General features: G+C 65.2%; 15 protein-coding genes, 1 tRNA gene and 1 other RNA gene. 8 read left to right on the top strand and 9 right to left on the bottom strand.

The annotated features are described in order from the left end of the window. Window position 1: 1 nt before the first annotated feature. Window positions 2-98, bottom strand: an RNA gene (gene ffs / locus ATJ78_RS07360) — signal recognition particle sRNA small type. Window positions 99-207: 109 nt separating this feature from the next. On the opposite strand from ffs, the gene ATJ78_RS07355 reads away from it, so the two are divergent. Further along, window positions 208-295: transfer RNA gene (locus tag ATJ78_RS07355), tRNA-Ser, on the top strand. A 10-nt stretch (window positions 296-305) separates the two neighbouring features. Here the strand turns inward: ATJ78_RS07355 and ATJ78_RS07350 are convergent. Further along, a complete protein-coding gene (locus ATJ78_RS07350; RefSeq protein ID WP_169923417.1) occupies window positions 306-920 on the bottom strand; it encodes a TetR/AcrR family transcriptional regulator in 615 nt (204 codons plus the stop codon). Between the two features lie 80 nt (window positions 921-1000). Here ATJ78_RS07350 and ATJ78_RS07345 point away from each other — a divergent pair, with 80 nt between their 5' ends. The 3 genes from ATJ78_RS07345 (at window position 1001) to ATJ78_RS07335 (ending at window position 3322) form a co-directional block, all read left to right on the top strand. Then, window positions 1001-1930 carry an ATP-binding cassette domain-containing protein gene (locus ATJ78_RS07345; RefSeq protein ID WP_098406995.1) on the top strand — a complete coding sequence of 310 codons (930 nt, stop codon included), beginning with the start codon at window positions 1001-1003 and terminating at the stop codon, window positions 1928-1930. Next, window positions 1927-2685, top strand: a complete 759-nt coding sequence (locus ATJ78_RS07340; RefSeq protein WP_098406994.1) for an ABC transporter permease — start codon at window positions 1927-1929, stop codon at window positions 2683-2685. The genes ATJ78_RS07345 and ATJ78_RS07340 overlap by 4 nt, the downstream gene beginning before the upstream one ends. Window positions 2686-2788: 103 nt before the next feature. Further along, window positions 2789-3322, top strand: a complete 534-nt coding sequence (locus ATJ78_RS07335) for a hypothetical protein (RefSeq protein WP_098406993.1) — start codon at window positions 2789-2791, stop codon at window positions 3320-3322. A gap of 15 nt (window positions 3323-3337) precedes the next feature. Here ATJ78_RS07335 and ATJ78_RS07330 read toward each other — a convergent pair whose 3' ends face one another. After that, window positions 3338-3931, bottom strand: a complete 594-nt coding sequence (locus tag ATJ78_RS07330; RefSeq protein ID WP_098406992.1) for a GNAT family N-acetyltransferase — start codon at window positions 3929-3931, stop codon at window positions 3338-3340. Window positions 3932-4011: 80 nt separating this feature from the next. Here ATJ78_RS07330 and ATJ78_RS07325 point away from each other — a divergent pair, with 80 nt between their 5' ends. Further along, complete coding sequence (locus ATJ78_RS07325) at window positions 4012-4434, top strand: VOC family protein (RefSeq protein WP_098406991.1); 423 nt, start codon at window positions 4012-4014, stop codon at window positions 4432-4434. 82 nt (window positions 4435-4516) lie between these two features. Here ATJ78_RS07325 and ATJ78_RS07320 read toward each other — a convergent pair whose 3' ends face one another. The 6 genes from ATJ78_RS07320 to ATJ78_RS07295 are packed head-to-tail and all read right to left on the bottom strand — an operon-like array spanning window position 4517 to window position 12059. Beyond that, window positions 4517-5776: an FAD-binding protein gene (locus ATJ78_RS07320; protein ID WP_098406990.1), complete on the bottom strand. Its 1260-nt coding sequence runs from the start codon at window positions 5774-5776 to the stop codon at window positions 4517-4519. Between the two features lie 45 nt (window positions 5777-5821). After that, entirely contained in the window at window positions 5822-6481 is a 660-nt protein-coding gene (locus ATJ78_RS07315; RefSeq protein ID WP_245836244.1) for a phosphatase PAP2 family protein, read from the bottom strand. 46 nt (window positions 6482-6527) lie between these two features. Beyond that, window positions 6528-8831, bottom strand: coding sequence for a beta-xylosidase/alpha-l-arabinosidase (locus ATJ78_RS07310; protein WP_098406989.1), 2304 nt, complete (start codon window positions 8829-8831; stop codon window positions 6528-6530). A gap of 52 nt (window positions 8832-8883) precedes the next feature. Beyond that, window positions 8884-9753 carry a carbohydrate ABC transporter permease gene (locus tag ATJ78_RS07305; RefSeq protein WP_098406988.1) on the bottom strand — a complete coding sequence of 290 codons (870 nt, stop codon included), beginning with the start codon at window positions 9751-9753 and terminating at the stop codon, window positions 8884-8886. Continuing rightward, on the bottom strand, window positions 9753-10727 hold the full coding sequence (locus ATJ78_RS07300; protein ID WP_434061488.1) for a carbohydrate ABC transporter permease: 975 nt from the start codon (window positions 10725-10727) through the stop codon (window positions 9753-9755). The genes ATJ78_RS07305 and ATJ78_RS07300 overlap by 1 nt, the downstream gene beginning before the upstream one ends. 48 nt (window positions 10728-10775) lie before the next feature. Continuing rightward, on the bottom strand, window positions 10776-12059 hold the full coding sequence (locus ATJ78_RS07295; RefSeq protein WP_098406986.1) for an ABC transporter substrate-binding protein: 1284 nt from the start codon (window positions 12057-12059) through the stop codon (window positions 10776-10778). A gap of 199 nt (window positions 12060-12258) precedes the next feature. On the opposite strand from ATJ78_RS07295, the gene ATJ78_RS07290 reads away from it, so the two are divergent. The 3 genes from ATJ78_RS07290 (at window position 12259) to ATJ78_RS07280 (ending at window position 15186) form a co-directional block, all read left to right on the top strand. Beyond that, complete coding sequence (locus ATJ78_RS07290; protein WP_098406985.1) at window positions 12259-13266, top strand: LacI family DNA-binding transcriptional regulator; 1008 nt, start codon at window positions 12259-12261, stop codon at window positions 13264-13266. Window positions 13267-13405: 139 nt separating this feature from the next. Beyond that, window positions 13406-14317, top strand: coding sequence for an ABC transporter ATP-binding protein (locus ATJ78_RS07285; RefSeq protein WP_098406984.1), 912 nt, complete (start codon window positions 13406-13408; stop codon window positions 14315-14317). Continuing rightward, window positions 14314-15186, top strand: a complete 873-nt coding sequence (locus ATJ78_RS07280; RefSeq protein ID WP_098406983.1) for an ABC transporter permease subunit — start codon at window positions 14314-14316, stop codon at window positions 15184-15186. Before ATJ78_RS07285 ends, ATJ78_RS07280 begins: the two co-directional genes overlap by 4 nt. The last annotated feature ends 27 nt before the right edge of the window (window positions 15187-15213 follow it).

Genomic DNA, 15213 nt, shown 5'->3' with positions numbered 1-15213 from the left:
AGAAAATGACCCCCCGCGCACCCGCCAGAGCCCGGTTACCCTTGCTACGTTTCCGTCCTGGGGGAGTTGGCCTGGATGGCGCCACGCGAGGAGCCAGCATCCATTGTACAGACTCAGAATGAGGCGGCGTACCAGCAACGGAGCAGTCGTGGTCAGCAGCACCTCCTGGTCTCGGGTAAGATGACCAAGGCCGCTTTTCGCGGCCATGGAGAATTCGCCTAGTGGCCTATGGCGCACGCTTGGAAAGCGTGTTGGGTTAACGCCCTCGGGGGTTCGAATCCCCCATTCTCCGCCAATTTTCCAGCTCACGCATAGGCGCTGAGAAATACGTCGACGCCAGCGGCGATGAGCCTGTGTCGCTCAGCGCCACCCACATCTTCGTCGCGACGGAGCTCGTTGAGCACCAATCTGATTGTGAGAGCGGAATACTGCAAAGCCGCGAGTTCGGCGTCATCCGCATGGAGTTGTCCGGCAGCTGTCATCTCGCTAAAGCGCCGCGCCAAAAGGCGATCGGGGACCTTCCGCTCTTCCTCGCCGGAGAATGCGACCCCGCTCGCCTGCTCGTCGAGCCGCCGGAACGTTGAATAGCTGTTTGACGGGAGCGTCCGCGTCGTGACTCGCTCAGCGAATCCGATCAACGCCTCGCGAATCTCACGTCCTGAAACCAGCTCTTGGTCGATTGCCTCGCCTACATCTCGCGCGAGAGCGTCGGCGACTCGGGTGTAAGCCCTCTCCCACAGCGCTCGCTTATCGGCGAAGTGATCGTAGACCGTGCGCTTCGACACGCCGGCACGATCCGCAATCGCATCGACGCTCACTCGGTCGAAACCCTCCGAGGCGAAGAGAGATTCAGCTGCCTCGAGAATAACCGCGCGCTTCTGCTCGGAACGGCGTCTGCGGCCCGGGGTCTGCTCCGTCATTCTGACCACTTTCATAGACTACGCCAAGCGGATTTAAAACCACACTCGATAGTTTACTTTTTCCAAGAGAGGAGACCCGAATGGTTCCACCCTTTGCAGGCCGCGCGATCGAATCCCGCAATCTCACGAAGCGCTACGCACAGGCGACGGTCGTCGACAATCTCACAATGACCGCGAAGCCGGGCCGCGTAACGGGCTTCCTCGGCCCCAACGGCGCCGGCAAATCGACGACGATGCGGATGCTACTGGGCCTCGCCGCACCGACGGCCGGCTCGATCACAGTCGGGGGAGCACCAGTCTCTCGGCTGCGAGAACCGGCACGCGTCATCGGCGCGTTACTCGACGCGCGCGCAATTCACCCGCGTCGTCGTGCCGTCGACCATCTAAGGTCATACGCGCAAGCGATGAACCTCCGCTCAAGACGCGTTGACGAGGTGCTCGATCTCGTGGGCCTTTCTCACGCAGGGACTCGCTGCGCGGGCGACTTCTCGCTCGGCATGCACCAGCGATTGGGCATTGCAACCGCTCTTCTCGGGGACCCAGCGGTGCTCGTTCTTGACGAGCCGCTCAACGGCCTCGATCCCGAAGGGATCCGCTGGATGCGGCTACTCATGCGCGAACTTGCCGCTGACGGTCGCACTGTTCTGTTCTCGAGCCATCTAATGTCCGAAATGGAATTGACCGCGCATGACCTCATCGTGATCCATCACGGACGCTTGCTCGCAGCATCCTCACTCGACACCTTCGTACGTACCCACACGTCCCTCACCGTCACTGCCCGCTCGGATCGCGCGTCCGATCTCGTTCGCGCGTTACGACGCGGCGGCCTGAGCGCGGACATCGATGAAAACCGCACCGTGATCGTGCACGACGCCGATACCCGACACGTGGGTGCCGTCGCGAGCGAGCGCGGCATCGCACTGACTGCGCTTTCGACACACCGCAGCTCCCTGGAGGATGTGTTTCTCACGCTGACACGTGAGAGCGCACCGCTGGAGGTGACAGCGTGAGCGTCATCCGAGCGGAATGGACGAAACTCCGCAGCATCCGGAGCACCTGGGTGATCGCCGCGGGCACCATCGTCGCGAGCACCGCACTTGGCGTCCTCGGCACGTCCGATGTACGTGGCGCGCCTCCCACCGATCTCCCCCAACCCTGGGATCCGACAGCGCTGAGCATGAAGGGCATCCTCTTCGTGCAGCTGCTGATAGGGATGCTGGGCGCGCTCAGCGTCACGTCGGAGTACGACACAGGCACGATCGGAACATCACTCTCCATGGTGCCGGCACGCGGCCGGCTGCTGGCCGCAAAGACATTGGTTGCCACTGAGTTCTCGCTGTTGACGAGCGAGATCGCCGTAGGATTCGGCTTTGCCGCAGGACAGGCATCGCTCCTGTCTGAGGGACTCCCCGCTGCAAGCATCCTCTCGCCAGGCGTTCTCGGCGCCCTCATCCGCGCCGTGCTCTACTTGGCACTCGTCGCCTTGATCGGCGTCGCGATCGGCGTTGTTACGCGATCGTCCACCGCGAGCCTCGCCGTGCTCGTCGGTGTCCTATTGCTCGTTCCAGCCCTGGCACCCGGTCTCCCCGGCGTTCTGGGAGACTGGTTCGAGCAGTTCTGGCCGATCACGGCAGGACAGGCTGCATACTCGGTAATCCCCGTCGACGGAGCCCTTCCGCCCACGGCAGGGCTCGGCATTCTCGCTCTCGCCGCTCTGAGCATGTATACCGTCGGCCATGTCGCGTTCCGCGTCCGCGACGTGTAATCACGAACCACAAGGCAGCGCCTGTCCTCCAAAAGGAGGACACGACAAGCGGGTCGATCCGTACCAAGATGGACGGGGAGGATCGATGGGGGAAGCTGCACTGATGGACACGACAGTTGTGCGTGTGCGGCGGTCACTGCTGTGGCAGGGGCTGCTCGTCGTGTGCGCGATCGCCCTGCCCCTTCTGCTGACGCTCTACTGGCTTGCGATTCCCGTCGGTGCCGGATGGTGGGTCCTCGGCGCACAAGCGCTGCTCATGATCGCGCTCGTCGTCGCCGGCGTGCGCTATGCGTCGATGCGCGTTACGGTTTCGGCCGCCGAGCTCATGATCGTGCCGTTCCTGTCAGGGTCGCGCAACGTCGAACTCGCCGATGTCGCACGCGCAATCGTTCTGCGTCTGCGGCGCACGGGTGGCACGGACCCGGTCACCCAGATGTTCGTTCTCGATGCAGACGGTGCGCTGCTGCTGCGTATGCGCGGGGAGTTCTGGGAAGACGACGCCATCAACACGATCGCCTCGAGGCTGGTGACGGCACCCGTCGAGCACGTGCAGAACGCGGTGACGCTCGACGAGCTGCAGCGCTCGAACCCCGACATGCTCACGTGGTTCGAACGTCGCCCCCAGCGCAGCCGGTGACCGGGCCGCGCCGCCTCAGAGCGCCATGCCGAAGGTGACGCCGCCTTCGTCGCGATGCAGCACGTCGAAGCCGACGCGCTCATAGAATGCGATCGCGCCCGCATTCGCCGCACCCGCCGTCAGCTGAAGACCCGCGACACCTCGCCGCCTCAGCTCAGCGACGAGCGTCTCGACAAGCTGACGCCCCACCCCCTGACCTTGAGTCTCGGGAAGAAGATCGATGTGCAGGTGAGCGGGGTACGCGTCGACATCGTCGTTCAGCATCCGCTCTGGACGTGCCGCTGATGCGATGAGCTCTCGCTCCCCCGGTTTCTCGTTCGGAGCCGGCGCGTACTGGTCGGCGAGCGCCGGCCACCACTGCTCCCTGAACCAGCGCGTGAACGCGCGTGTGTCATCTGTCGCGATGATGTACCCGATCGCCCGGCGCCCATCATCGACGACCCACGCGAGGCTCGGGTCGTGGCGCACATAGGGCGCCGCGTAAATGTCGGCGAGCAGCGTGTCGCGCGAGAACTTGCCTGTCGCATCGGCACCGCTGTCACCCGTGCGCAGACAGATGTCGTACACGTCGTCGAGGTCGGCGGGACGATAGGGGCGGATGCTGCTCACACAGCGAGTCTACGGACATTCTCTTTCGCACAGAGACGCGTTGTGCGACGATGTTGCCACATGCGAAAAGAGGATTCCTCATGTCACTGACGACCGCGCCGTACATTTCGTTTCCCGGCACCACGTCCGAGGCCATGGCCTTTTACCAGTCGATCTTCGGCGGCGAGCTGGAGGTACTGAGCTACGAGGGCATGCCGACGGAGGGTTTTCCCGTCAAGCCGGGTCCGGATGCTGTCGCACACGCGAGCCTTACCGGTGGCGCCCTCGACCTGCGTGCCGGCGACAGTATCGGCGACGATCTGCCTTCGCCTCGCTCGAGCGTGTACTCGATCCTCGCGATGGTCGACACCGCGAGTGACGGCGACGATCTCATCGCGCGCTTCACCGACGCGGGCGGCACGATCGAGATGCCGTTCTTACCCGCACCGTGGGGCGACACTTATGGCGAGGTTCGCGACCACTTCGGGGTGATGTGGCAGGTGCTCTCGCCGGGTACTGCGTGACTGCTGCTGTTCATGTGGCAAAGTCCGTCGTTATCGGCGCTGCTTCGTGCCATCTGTGACATATGAGTTCGCAGGGGTGTGTTCAGCCGCCGAAGACACGGCGCAGGAAGTCGTTGCGAAACACGCCCCTCGGGTCATAGCGCTCGGCGACGCCGCGAAAGTCGGCGAGCTTGGGGTATGCCTCGTGCAGCGCCGGCGAGTCGGCGGCGAAGAGCTTGCCCCAGTGCGGTCGTGCGCCGAGCGGCAGCAGTCGCTCCTCCAGCTCGACGAGCAGCCGCTCCACCTCGCTCTGCGCCGGAAGCCATGTCAGGTGAAGGCCGACGACGTCGTGACCGTTCGACGGGCTCAGCCAGAGTTCATCTGCGGGCACGGTGCGGATCTCATTCACCTGCAACAGTGGTGCGACGCGCGGTGCCATCTCGCGCATGACATCGAGCGCCTCCCCGATACGTGCTCGCGGCACGAGGTACTCGGTCTGCAGCTCGTCGCCGTTCGACGGCGTGAAGTCGAGGCGAAAATGCGGCAGCCTGTCGACCCACGCGCCGGGTTCACCGAGCTGCGCCGTGCAGAACTCCGCGGAGATGCCCGGTAGCGGATGACGGGCCACGGTCGCCGGCCGGGCTCCGAGCAGCTCGGCAGGTGCTGGCGCGTCAGCATCCGTTCGCCTCTTGACCCACACCTGGTCGATCGTCTGAGGGTCACGCCAGGTCGTGAACATGCTGACGCTGTACCCGAGGCTCGTGATCGCATCGAAGCTGTCGAGAACGCGCTCGAGCGCGAGCGATTCGTAGACGTGCTGCGACACCTCGAACGTCGGCTCGATGTCGAGCGTCACGCTCGTGACGATGCCGAGTGCGCCCAGCGACACGACGGCAGCGTTGAAGTCGATGTCGCCGCGACGCAGCGTGACGACGTCGCCGTTCGCCGTGACGAGCTCGAGTCCGGCAACAGCCGCCGCGAGTGACGGCACGCGATCGCCTGATCCGTGCGTGCCCGTCGCAATCGCGCCCGCGACCGAGATGTGTGGCAGCGAGGCGAGGTTCGCCAGCGCCCAGCCCTTCTGCTGCAGCGCCGCCCCCAATTCGCCGTACCGCATTCCCGCACCGACCGTCACCGTTCCTGCGCGCTCGTCGATCACGGGAGCGGCCGCGAGACCCGACGTGGCCAGCAGCAGCCCGGACGTGTCGGCGATCGTATTAAACGAGTGCCGCGATCCGACGGCGCGCACCTGGGATGCTCCCGCGAGTGCCTCACGCACCTCGTCGACCGTCGTCGGTGCGACGATGCGCTCGGCACCATACGTGAGGTTTCCGGCCCAGTTTGTTCCGATTTCGAGTGGCATCGTGCTTCCTGTCGTTCGATGAGTTGATGTGACGGCGCGAGCTCGTCACTGTCGCGGGCGGAGACGCTCTTTCAGCAGCGGAACCCCGAGCGGCGCCCAGACGATGATGGCAATGCACACTCCGATCAGGGCGCCGCCGAGCGTGTCGGTGAGCCAGTGCGCCCCGAGGTAGGTGCGCGAGAGCGCCATGACGACGATGCCGAGCACCCCGACGACCCAGACCCACGCGCGCTGCAGCACGATGCCGAGAACGATAGCAATCGTGGCAGCGTTCGCTGTGTGCCCCGAGGGGAACGATCCGTGGTCCGAGACCACAAGCATCTCGAGCGGCCGCTCGCGGCCCACCAGCTGCTTCACGCCCTGCACGACAGCGGCGCTCGCGGCGAGCGAGACGAGCCAGTAGCTTGCCGCGATCGGCCGGCGGGCCAGCAGAAATGCGACGGCGCCGCCGAGAGGAATGATCGCCCAGGCGATCACGCCTCCCCCGATCACGTCCATCACGAAGCTCACGTACATGAGCACGGCGTTCGGGTCTTCACGCACTGTCGCCATCCACTCGGTATCGGTCTCGAATGGCGTGTCGACGAGCAGCACGAGCACAGCGAGCGCGGCGACGAGCAGTGCAGCGACCCCGGCAGCCGTCAGCGGCCACAGTCGTGCGACTCGTGCGCGTGCGAGCAGAGCGTCATCGCGCGTTCGGTGCATAGCCCCATCTTGCCATCGGTGGCGGATGCTGCCGCGCAGCCGGCCGCTACACGACGGCGCCGCTTGTCACCTCCGTGCGCACGACGCGTTCGTCGTCCGATGTGATCTCGTACGTCTCCCCCGTGAGCTCGATGCTCGCCTCGGTCTCTCGATCCGCGCATGAGGCCCCGACCCACAGGTGAATCCGTCCGGGTTCGACGACCTTGCGCAGCTGCCTGTCGCTGAACGCGAGTCGTGTCGGCGGCACGCGGAACGAGACCTCCACGGCCTCGCCCGGGTCGAGGTCGACGCGAGCGTACGCGACAAGCTGCGCGACGGGCCGCGTCACGCTCGCGTGCTCGTCGTGCGCATACAGCTGCACGACGTCGCTGCCGCGAACGCTGCCCGTATTGCGCACCATGACGCGCGCCGTGAACGGGGCGTCTGACATGACCACCGCGTCGTCGACCGAAAGGGCACTGTGCTCGAACGTCGTGTACGACAGGCCGTGCCCGAACGGCAGCACGGGGTCGCTCGCCGCCGACGTGATGTCCGTCGTGCCGCCGAGCCGCGGGTGGAGGTAGCTGTACGGCTGCGCACCGGCTGAGCGCGGAAGCGACACGGGCAGGCGACCCGAGGGATTCACGCGGCCCGACAGAACGCCCGCGATCGCTGCACCGCCCTCTTCGCCGGGAAAGAATGCCTGAACCACGGCAGCGGGAGCGAAGTCGCCCGAGACGGCCCAGTCGATCGCATACGGCCGGCCGGTCAGCAGCACGAGCACGACCGGCGTGCCGGTCGCCACGACCCTCTCGACGAGCTCACGCTGCACACCGGGAAGCTCGAGCGTTTCGCTGTCGTTGCCCTCACCCACCGTTCCGCGTCCGAAGAGGCCGGCTCGATCGCCGGCGACGACGATCGCCACCTCGGCGTCTCCGGCTGCCGCCACGGCGTCGGCGATTCCCGAGCGATCGTCGCCGTCGACATCGCTGCCCCGCACTGTCGTGATGCGCGCCGACCGCAGCTCGCCACGCAACGCCTCAGCGACCGACGGGATCTCGAACCCCAGGGGCGTGCCCGGGTGGTTCGCGAGCACGTGATTCGCGAACGAATAGCAGCCCATGAGCGCTTCGGCGGACTCAGCGTTCGGTCCGATCACGGCGATGCGGCGCTCCGCAGGCGCGGTGAGCGGCAGCGTGCCATCGTTTGCCAGCAGCACGACGGACTTCTCCGCGAGCCGCCGGGCAACGTCGCGGTGCGCGGGAGAGTCGAGGTCGACCGGCTCAGGAACGAACACGAAGTCCTCCTCCAGCAGACCAAGCTCCTCCTTCTGCGCGAGGACGCGCAGCACGGCGCGGTCCACAATCTGCTCGTCGGTGACTCCCGCCCGAACCCGCTCCTCGAGCGGTTCGAGGTACGCGTCGCCCGTTGGCAGCTCGACGTCGATCCCGGCGGTCAGCGCGAGCTCGGCGGCCTGCCCCTTGCTCGCGGCGACGCCGTGCATACGGTGGAGAAAAGCCACGGCGAAGTAGTCCGAGACGACGACGCCGTCAAAACCCCACTCCTGTCTCAGCAGCTGCTCGAAGTACGACGGGTCGGCGGCAACGGGAACGCCGTCGATCTCGGCGTAGGAGTTCATAACAGAGCGCACCCCGCCGTCGCGAACCGCCATCTCGAACGGGGGCAGCAGCACATCGGCGATCTCCCGCGGACCCGCGTGCACAGGCGCGTGGTTGCGCCCCGCTTGCGACGCCGAGTAGCCGACGAAGTGCTTGAGCGTCGCATGCACCCCGGCCGACTGCAGCCCGCGCACGTACGCGGTGCCGAGCATGCCCACGACGTACGGGTCTTCTGAGATGCACTCGTCGACACGGCCCCAGCGCGGATCGCGCACGACATCGAGCACAGGAGCGAGACCCTGGTGGATGCCGAGGGAGCGCATCGATTCTCCGATCACACGTCCCATCTGCTCGACGAGGCCCTCATCGAAGGCAGCGCCCCACGCGAGAGGCGTCGGGAAGGTCGCCGCCTTCCACGCGGCAAGCCCCGTGAGGCATTCCTCATGAACCAGAGCCGGGATGCCGAGGCGAGTCTGCGTGCGCAGGCGATGCTGTTCGCCGGCAAGCCAGGCGGCGCGCTCCGCAGCATCCACGGGCCTGGTGCCATACACCCGCGTCAAATGACCGATGCCGTGCCGAGTCGCCTCCTCATACTTGTTCGACGTCGCCATCTCGTCGGCCATGGGGGCGACGACCTCGCCGCCCTGGTCGACCCAGAATCCGACGAGCTGCGCAAGCTTCTCTTCGAGCGTCATGCGCGCGTGCAGCTCGCGCACGCGGTCTGACGGCTCCGGCATACCGGAGATGACCATAGTTCTTCTTCTCTTCTCTGCGTGTGATGCGTAAATCGGTGCGCCTGAACGGCTATCCCTTGACGGCTCCCGTGAGACCGCCGACGATGCGGCGTTCGAACAGGCTGAAGAACACCAGAGCGGGAATCATCGACAGGGACGTGAAAGCGAGAACCTTCGCCGTGTCCACCGCGTACTGCGAGGCGAAAGCCTGCACCCCGAGCGGGAGCGTGAACGTCGACGCGTCGTTCAAGATGAACAGCGGAAGGATGTAGCCGTTCCAGCTGCCGATGAACGCGAGGATGCCGGTCGTGATGACGCCGGGCGTTGCCAGCGGCACGACCATTCGCCAGAAGAAGCCGATGCGGGAGCATCCATCGATGAATGCCGCCTCCTCGAGTTCTTTGGGAATCGCGCGCAGGAACGGAACGAGAATGATGATCGTCACGGGTAGGGCGAACGCGATCTGGGGAAGGATCACTCCGGCAAGCGAGTTCATCAGACCGAGGTTCTTGATGACGATGTACAGCGGAGTGATCGCGACAGTAATCGGAAACATCAGCCCTGCAGCGAACGTCGAGTACAGGATTCCCCTGCCGCGGAACGGATACCGGGCGATGACGTAACTCGCCATGACGCCCAGCACCACGGCGCCGAGCGTGGTGGCGACGGCGGCGATCGTCGAGTTGAGCACCTGCTGCCAGAAGATCGATCCGAACAGAACGTCGAGGTAATTGCCGATGTTCCATGGGGCAGGGAACCCCGCCGGGTCCGTCGTGATCTGCGCGTTGGTGCGGAACCCGCCGAGGATGATGTACGCGATCGGCGCGAGCATGAGAGCGATAACGACGAGCGCGATGAAGTACACGACGGGGTTTCCCCACCGCAGCTTCTCCCCAGCGCGTCGCGGCGCGAGTCGAGGTCGAATCGTTGCGGTGGCCATCACTTCTGTCCTTCCGTGATCGCGCCTTCGGTGTCTCGTCTCATGACGTACCGCTGGTAGAGCAGGGCGATGATCAGCGAGATGACGAACATGACGACGGCGACGGCATTTCCGAAGCCGTAGTTGCCCGAGTTGCGACCGCTCGCGACCATGTATGTGGCCATCGTCGACGTGCCCGCCGTCGATGCGACGTACTGGCCCCAGACGATGTAGACGAGGTCGAACAATTGCAGGGAGCCGATGATCGAGAGGAACGCCCAGATGCGCAGCGTCGGCCCGAGCAGCGGCAACGTAATGCGTCGTTGAATCTGCCAGAAGGATGCTCCGTCGATCTGAGCCGCTTCGGTGAGCTCTTCTGGGATCCCCTGCAGTCCCGCGAGGAAGATGATGACGGCGAAGCCGATGTACTTCCACGTGATGATGAGCATCAGCGTCCACATCGCGATGGCCGGATCAGACAGCCAGTCCTGCGCGAGAGCTCCGAGACCGATGTTCTCGAGAAAGCCGTTGAGAGCGCCGGTGGTCTGCAGCATCAGGCTCCACCCCGTACCGACAACGACCTCCGAGATGACGTAGGGAATGAAGATGAGCACGCGGATGACCGACTGCCCGCGCATGCGGCGATTGAGCAGCAGAGCGAGAAGGATCGCCGCCGGCCCCTGGAGCACGAGCGAGAGCACGACGATGATGCCGTTGTGCATCAGCGCCTCGAGAAAGGCGGAGTCCTGAAAGATCGTGAGGTAGTTCTGCAGCCCGACGAAGTCTGTCGGCGGCCCATAGCCCTTCCACTGGAAGAAGCCGTAGAAGGCGGCCATCGCGACGGGAAAGATCACGAAGGACAGGAACATGACGAGGGCGGGGCCGACGAGAACAGTGATCTCGAGCCGGGTTCTCCAGCTCTGCCCCGTGGGGCGGCGCCGTACTGGGGCCGGCACCTCCGCGCCGGCCCCAGTCGACTCGTCGATTGCGTCCACGCGTCGGGGTGACGGTGAGTGCGTTCGAACGGACATTATGTGTGTGCCTTAGCCCTTCTTCGCGGCGACGGTCACGGCATCGATGATGTCTTTCGGCGTGCCCTGCCCCGCGAGGAGGTCGACGACCGCAACGTTCAGCGCGTTGCCGACGTTGAGCCCGTAGACCGTGTCAAGCCACTGTGAGACGAACGGCGCCTCGTTGTACGCCTCGAGGATCTGCTTGAGGTACGGCTCGGTCACGGCCTTCTGCGCCTCGGTGTTCACCGGGGGTGCGTTGAACGCCTTGTAGTAGTTCTCCTGAACGTCAGCAGTCGCCAGGTAGTTGAGGAACTCCACGCACTCCGGGGGTGCGGATGCGGAGCACGAGTATCCGTCGACGCCGCCCATCATGGAACCTGGCTCACCGTTGCCACCCGGAACCTCGGGGAACGGGAACCATGCGAGGTCGGGAAGCGGCTTCTCATCGGGAGTGAGCGAACCGATCACGCCCGGGTCCCATGCGCCCATGAGCTCCATCGCGGCCTGGTGGTTCGCGATGAGGCCAGCAGAGCTTCCGGCTCCCTGCTGAGCCGACGTCGTGAGGAATCCTTCGTTGAAGGGCTCGATCGAGGCGAAGTCCTCAAGGTCCTCTGCCGCCTTCAGCCAGCAGCCGTCACTGAAGTCCATCGTGTCAGCCGTCTCGAGCATGACGTCGGACGAGCACTCGCGAAGCGCAAAGAAGTAGTACCAGTGCGCCGCAGGCCAGGCGTCCTTGGCACCGAGCGCGATCGGGGAGATTCCCGCGTCTTTCAGCTTACCGACGGCACCTTCGAGGTCGTCGATGGTCTCGGGGTTCTCTGAGATGCCTGCTTCGTCGAACAGATCCTGGCTGTAGAACATTCCGCCCGGCAGGACCGCGATCGGCATGGCCCAGATCTTGTCCTGATAGGTCTCCGCCGCGAACGTCTCTTTCGAGATCTGTTCTTGTGCCGTGTCCGAGAGCTCGTTTGTGATGTCCATCAGCTGCCCGGCATCCACCATGGCGGCCATCTTGCCTCCGCCGCGCTGCAGGAAGATGTCGGGAGCATTGCCCGAGTTGAGCGCCGTCTGGAGCTTGCCGTCGAGGTCTTCGTTCTGAAGCGCCTGGATCCTTATGGTGACGCCGTCGTGGTCCTTTTCGAACGCGGCGGCGGCATCTTCCCAGAACTGCTTTCCGTCGCCCGTCGTGGAGTTGTGCCACAGGGTCATCTCGACGCTGCCATCATCTGCCGCGCCGGTTCCGCTGCATCCGCTGAGCAGGAGTGCCCCTGCAGCGAGCGACGCGGACGCGGCGAGCCATCGCTTGGTTTTCATGTCTCACCTTTTCTCTTCATTGAGCGACGTCCCTCGCGAGAAGGGAGGACGCGGTGCTGCGCCAGCGGAAAGGATGCTGTCGCGACCCGGATCGTGCTTATCGCTGCTGTGCTCACACGACTCGAGTAGGTCGATACTGACAACGCCCCACAACGATGTCAAACGTTTTCGAAATCCTTTTCCATGCTACTGTCAGCGCATGGCGCGACGAGCAACGATTCACGACGTGGCCCGAGAGGCCGGCGTGTCGGTCGCCACTGTGTCGAAGGCGGTGAACGGCCGCTACGGCATCGCACCTCCCACCGTGCGCCGCGTTCTGGACGCTGTCGACAAGCTCGGCTACGAGTCGAGCCTCGTCGCGAGCAGCATGCGATCACGACGCACGGGAGTCGTCGGCGTGCTCGTCGCCGACTTCGAGCCCTTCAGCGCAGAGATTCTCAAGGGCGTCGGCGCGGCCCTCCATGAGTCAGAGCTCGACCTGCTCGCGTACAGCGGCACACGTCAGCGCGACAGCGAGGGCTGGGAGCGCCGGTCGCTGAGCCGGCTCAGCGGCACGCTCATCGACGGTGCGATCATGGTGACCCCGACGGTGGTCGGCGCAAGCTCCGACATTCCCATCGTCGCCGTTGACCCGCACACGGGACGCGCCGATCTTCCCACCGTCGAGTCCGACAGTTTCGGAGGAGCACTGCAGGCGACGCGCCATCTGGTCGAGCTGGGCCATGAGCGCATCGGCTTCGTCGCCGGCCGTCCCGATCTTCGCTCCTCGACGCTGCGTGAGGCCGGCTACCGGCAGGCGCTTCGCGAAGCCGGCATCCCGTTCGATCAGGCGCTCGTGCGCGTCGGACGCTACGAACCGGCCGAGGCGCGCGAGCGGACAGCATCCCTTCTGGCGAGCGCGAACCGGCCGACCGCGATCTTCGCGGCGAACGACATCTCGGCGATCGCCGTGCTCGAGCTCGCGACGAGCATGGGACTGACGGTGCCGCGCGATCTCTCGATCGTCGGATTCGACGACATTCCCGAGGCATCGCGGCTGAGCACTCCTCTCACGACAGTGCGGCAGTCGATGCAGCGCCTCGGAACCGAGGCTGTCACGCTGCTGCTCGCGCTGATGAACGGCGAGACGACGGATGCTGCGCATATTCGCCTCGCGACGGCGCTGATCCCGCGGGCCACCACGGCTCCGCCGCGTCACGCGCGCTAACGACACCTCACCGCGGACGTTGCGTCCGCAGCATCCACGAGTCGTCGCCCCGCTGGCCGGGAGCAAGATCATCCTGAGGATGAAAGCGTCATTCTTCAGGGGGACGCGGCAACGGCGCCGGCGTCTCTAACGTGGAATCATGATCGAAATACAGCATCTGAGCAAGCGCTACGGCACGAAGCTCGCCGTCGACGACATCACGGCGGCGATCCGGCCCGGCATCGTCACCGGCTTTCTCGGGCCGAACGGCGCCGGAAAGTCAACGACGATGCGCATGATGGTCGGACTCGACCGGCCGACGAGTGGGTCGGTGACGATCGGCGGCCACCAGTACCGGGACAGCAAGGCACCGCTGCACGAGGTGGGCGCGCTGCTTGAAGCCAAGGCCGTGCACACCGGGCGAACGGCGCAGAACCACCTGCTCGCCCTCGCCGCGACGCACGGAATCTCGAAGAAGCGCGTGGGCGAGGTGATCGAGATGACCGGCCTCGGGTCTGTCGCCAAGAAGCGCGTCGGAGGCTTCTCGCTCGGCATGGGCCAGCGTCTCGGTATCGCCGCTGCACTGCTCGGCGACCCGCACACGCTCATTCTCGACGAGCCGGTCAACGGTCTCGATCCCGAGGGCGTGCTGTGGGTGCGGCGACTGACGCGTCAGCTCGCCGACGAGGGGCGCACGGTCTTTCTCTCGTCGCACCTCATGAGCGAAATGGCCCAGACGGCCGATCACGTGATCGTGCTCGGTCGCGGCAAGATCATCGCCGACGCTCCGATGACCGACATCATCGCCGCGTCCACGGGAAACCTCGTGCACGTGCGCACGCCGCAGCCCGCCGACCTCGCGCGCGTCGTCGCCGGCCCCGACGTCACGGTGACATCGCGCGAGAACGGTCTGCTCGAGGTGACCGGTCTCGACGCAAGGCAGATCGGCGAGTCCGCAGCGTCCCACGGTCTCGTGCTCCACGAGCTCACGCCCGTCAACGCGTCGCTCGAAGACGCTTACCTGCAACTCACGAATGATGCGGTCGAGTACCGCACGGAGGAAGTCCGATGACCACCGCAACCGCTCCCGCTCCCCGGGCTCTCGACAGCATCCGCCTGTCATTTCCCGGACTCGTTCGTTCCGAATGGATCAAGCTGCGCAGTCTGCGTTCGACCGTCTGGTGCTATGTTCTGATCATTCTCGGAACGGCCGGGTTCGGCGTGCTCATGGCGCTCTCGGCAAACATCGAAAACGATGCTCTGCCGCAAACAGCCCAGAACAACATGGTCGCCCAGTACCTGACGATCGGCGGCAACTTCACGGGGCTCATCGCCGCCGTGCTCGGCGTGCTGATCATCAGTGGCGAGTACACGACGGGCATGATCCGCACCACGTACACGGCGGCACCGAAGCGTCTCAGCGCGTACACGGCGAAGGGCCTCGTGCTCACGGTCGTGACGTTCGTCGTGGGTCTCATCTCGATCGCCGCAGCCCTTGCCGTGTCGCTTCCCATCTTCGCCGCCAACAAGATCGTTCCAGAGCTCGGCAACCCGGACGTGCTGATCCCGCTCGTCGGCTCGGCTGCCTATCTCGCGCTCATTGCGCTGCTCTCGTTCTCGCTCGGCGCGATCCTGCGCAACTCCGCGGGAGGAATCGCGGCCGCCGTCGGTCTGCTGTTCGTGCTGCCCGTCGGCATCAACATTGTCTACAGCTTCACGGGTGCGGCCTGGGCGGCGAACATCGCCACGATCTTGCCCGGCTCGGTCGGGGCTGCTCTCTACCAGTACACGGGTGAGGGTGCCGGTCCTGCACCGGCCCCTGGCTTCGATGGCGACGGTCTCTTGGTTCTCGATCAGACCTGGTCGATCGTCATCTTCGCCGCGTGGATCGTGGTCGGTCTCATCGCCGGAGCGATTCTCACCAAACGTCGCGACGCCTGACACGTCGCGATCGGCTCGACGCCTTCG

It is taken from the genome of Paramicrobacterium agarici (assembly GCF_002563955.1).
GTDB lineage: Bacteria > Actinomycetota > Actinomycetes > Actinomycetales > Microbacteriaceae > Paramicrobacterium > Paramicrobacterium agarici.
This window is presented reverse-complemented; position numbering and strand designations above follow the sequence as displayed.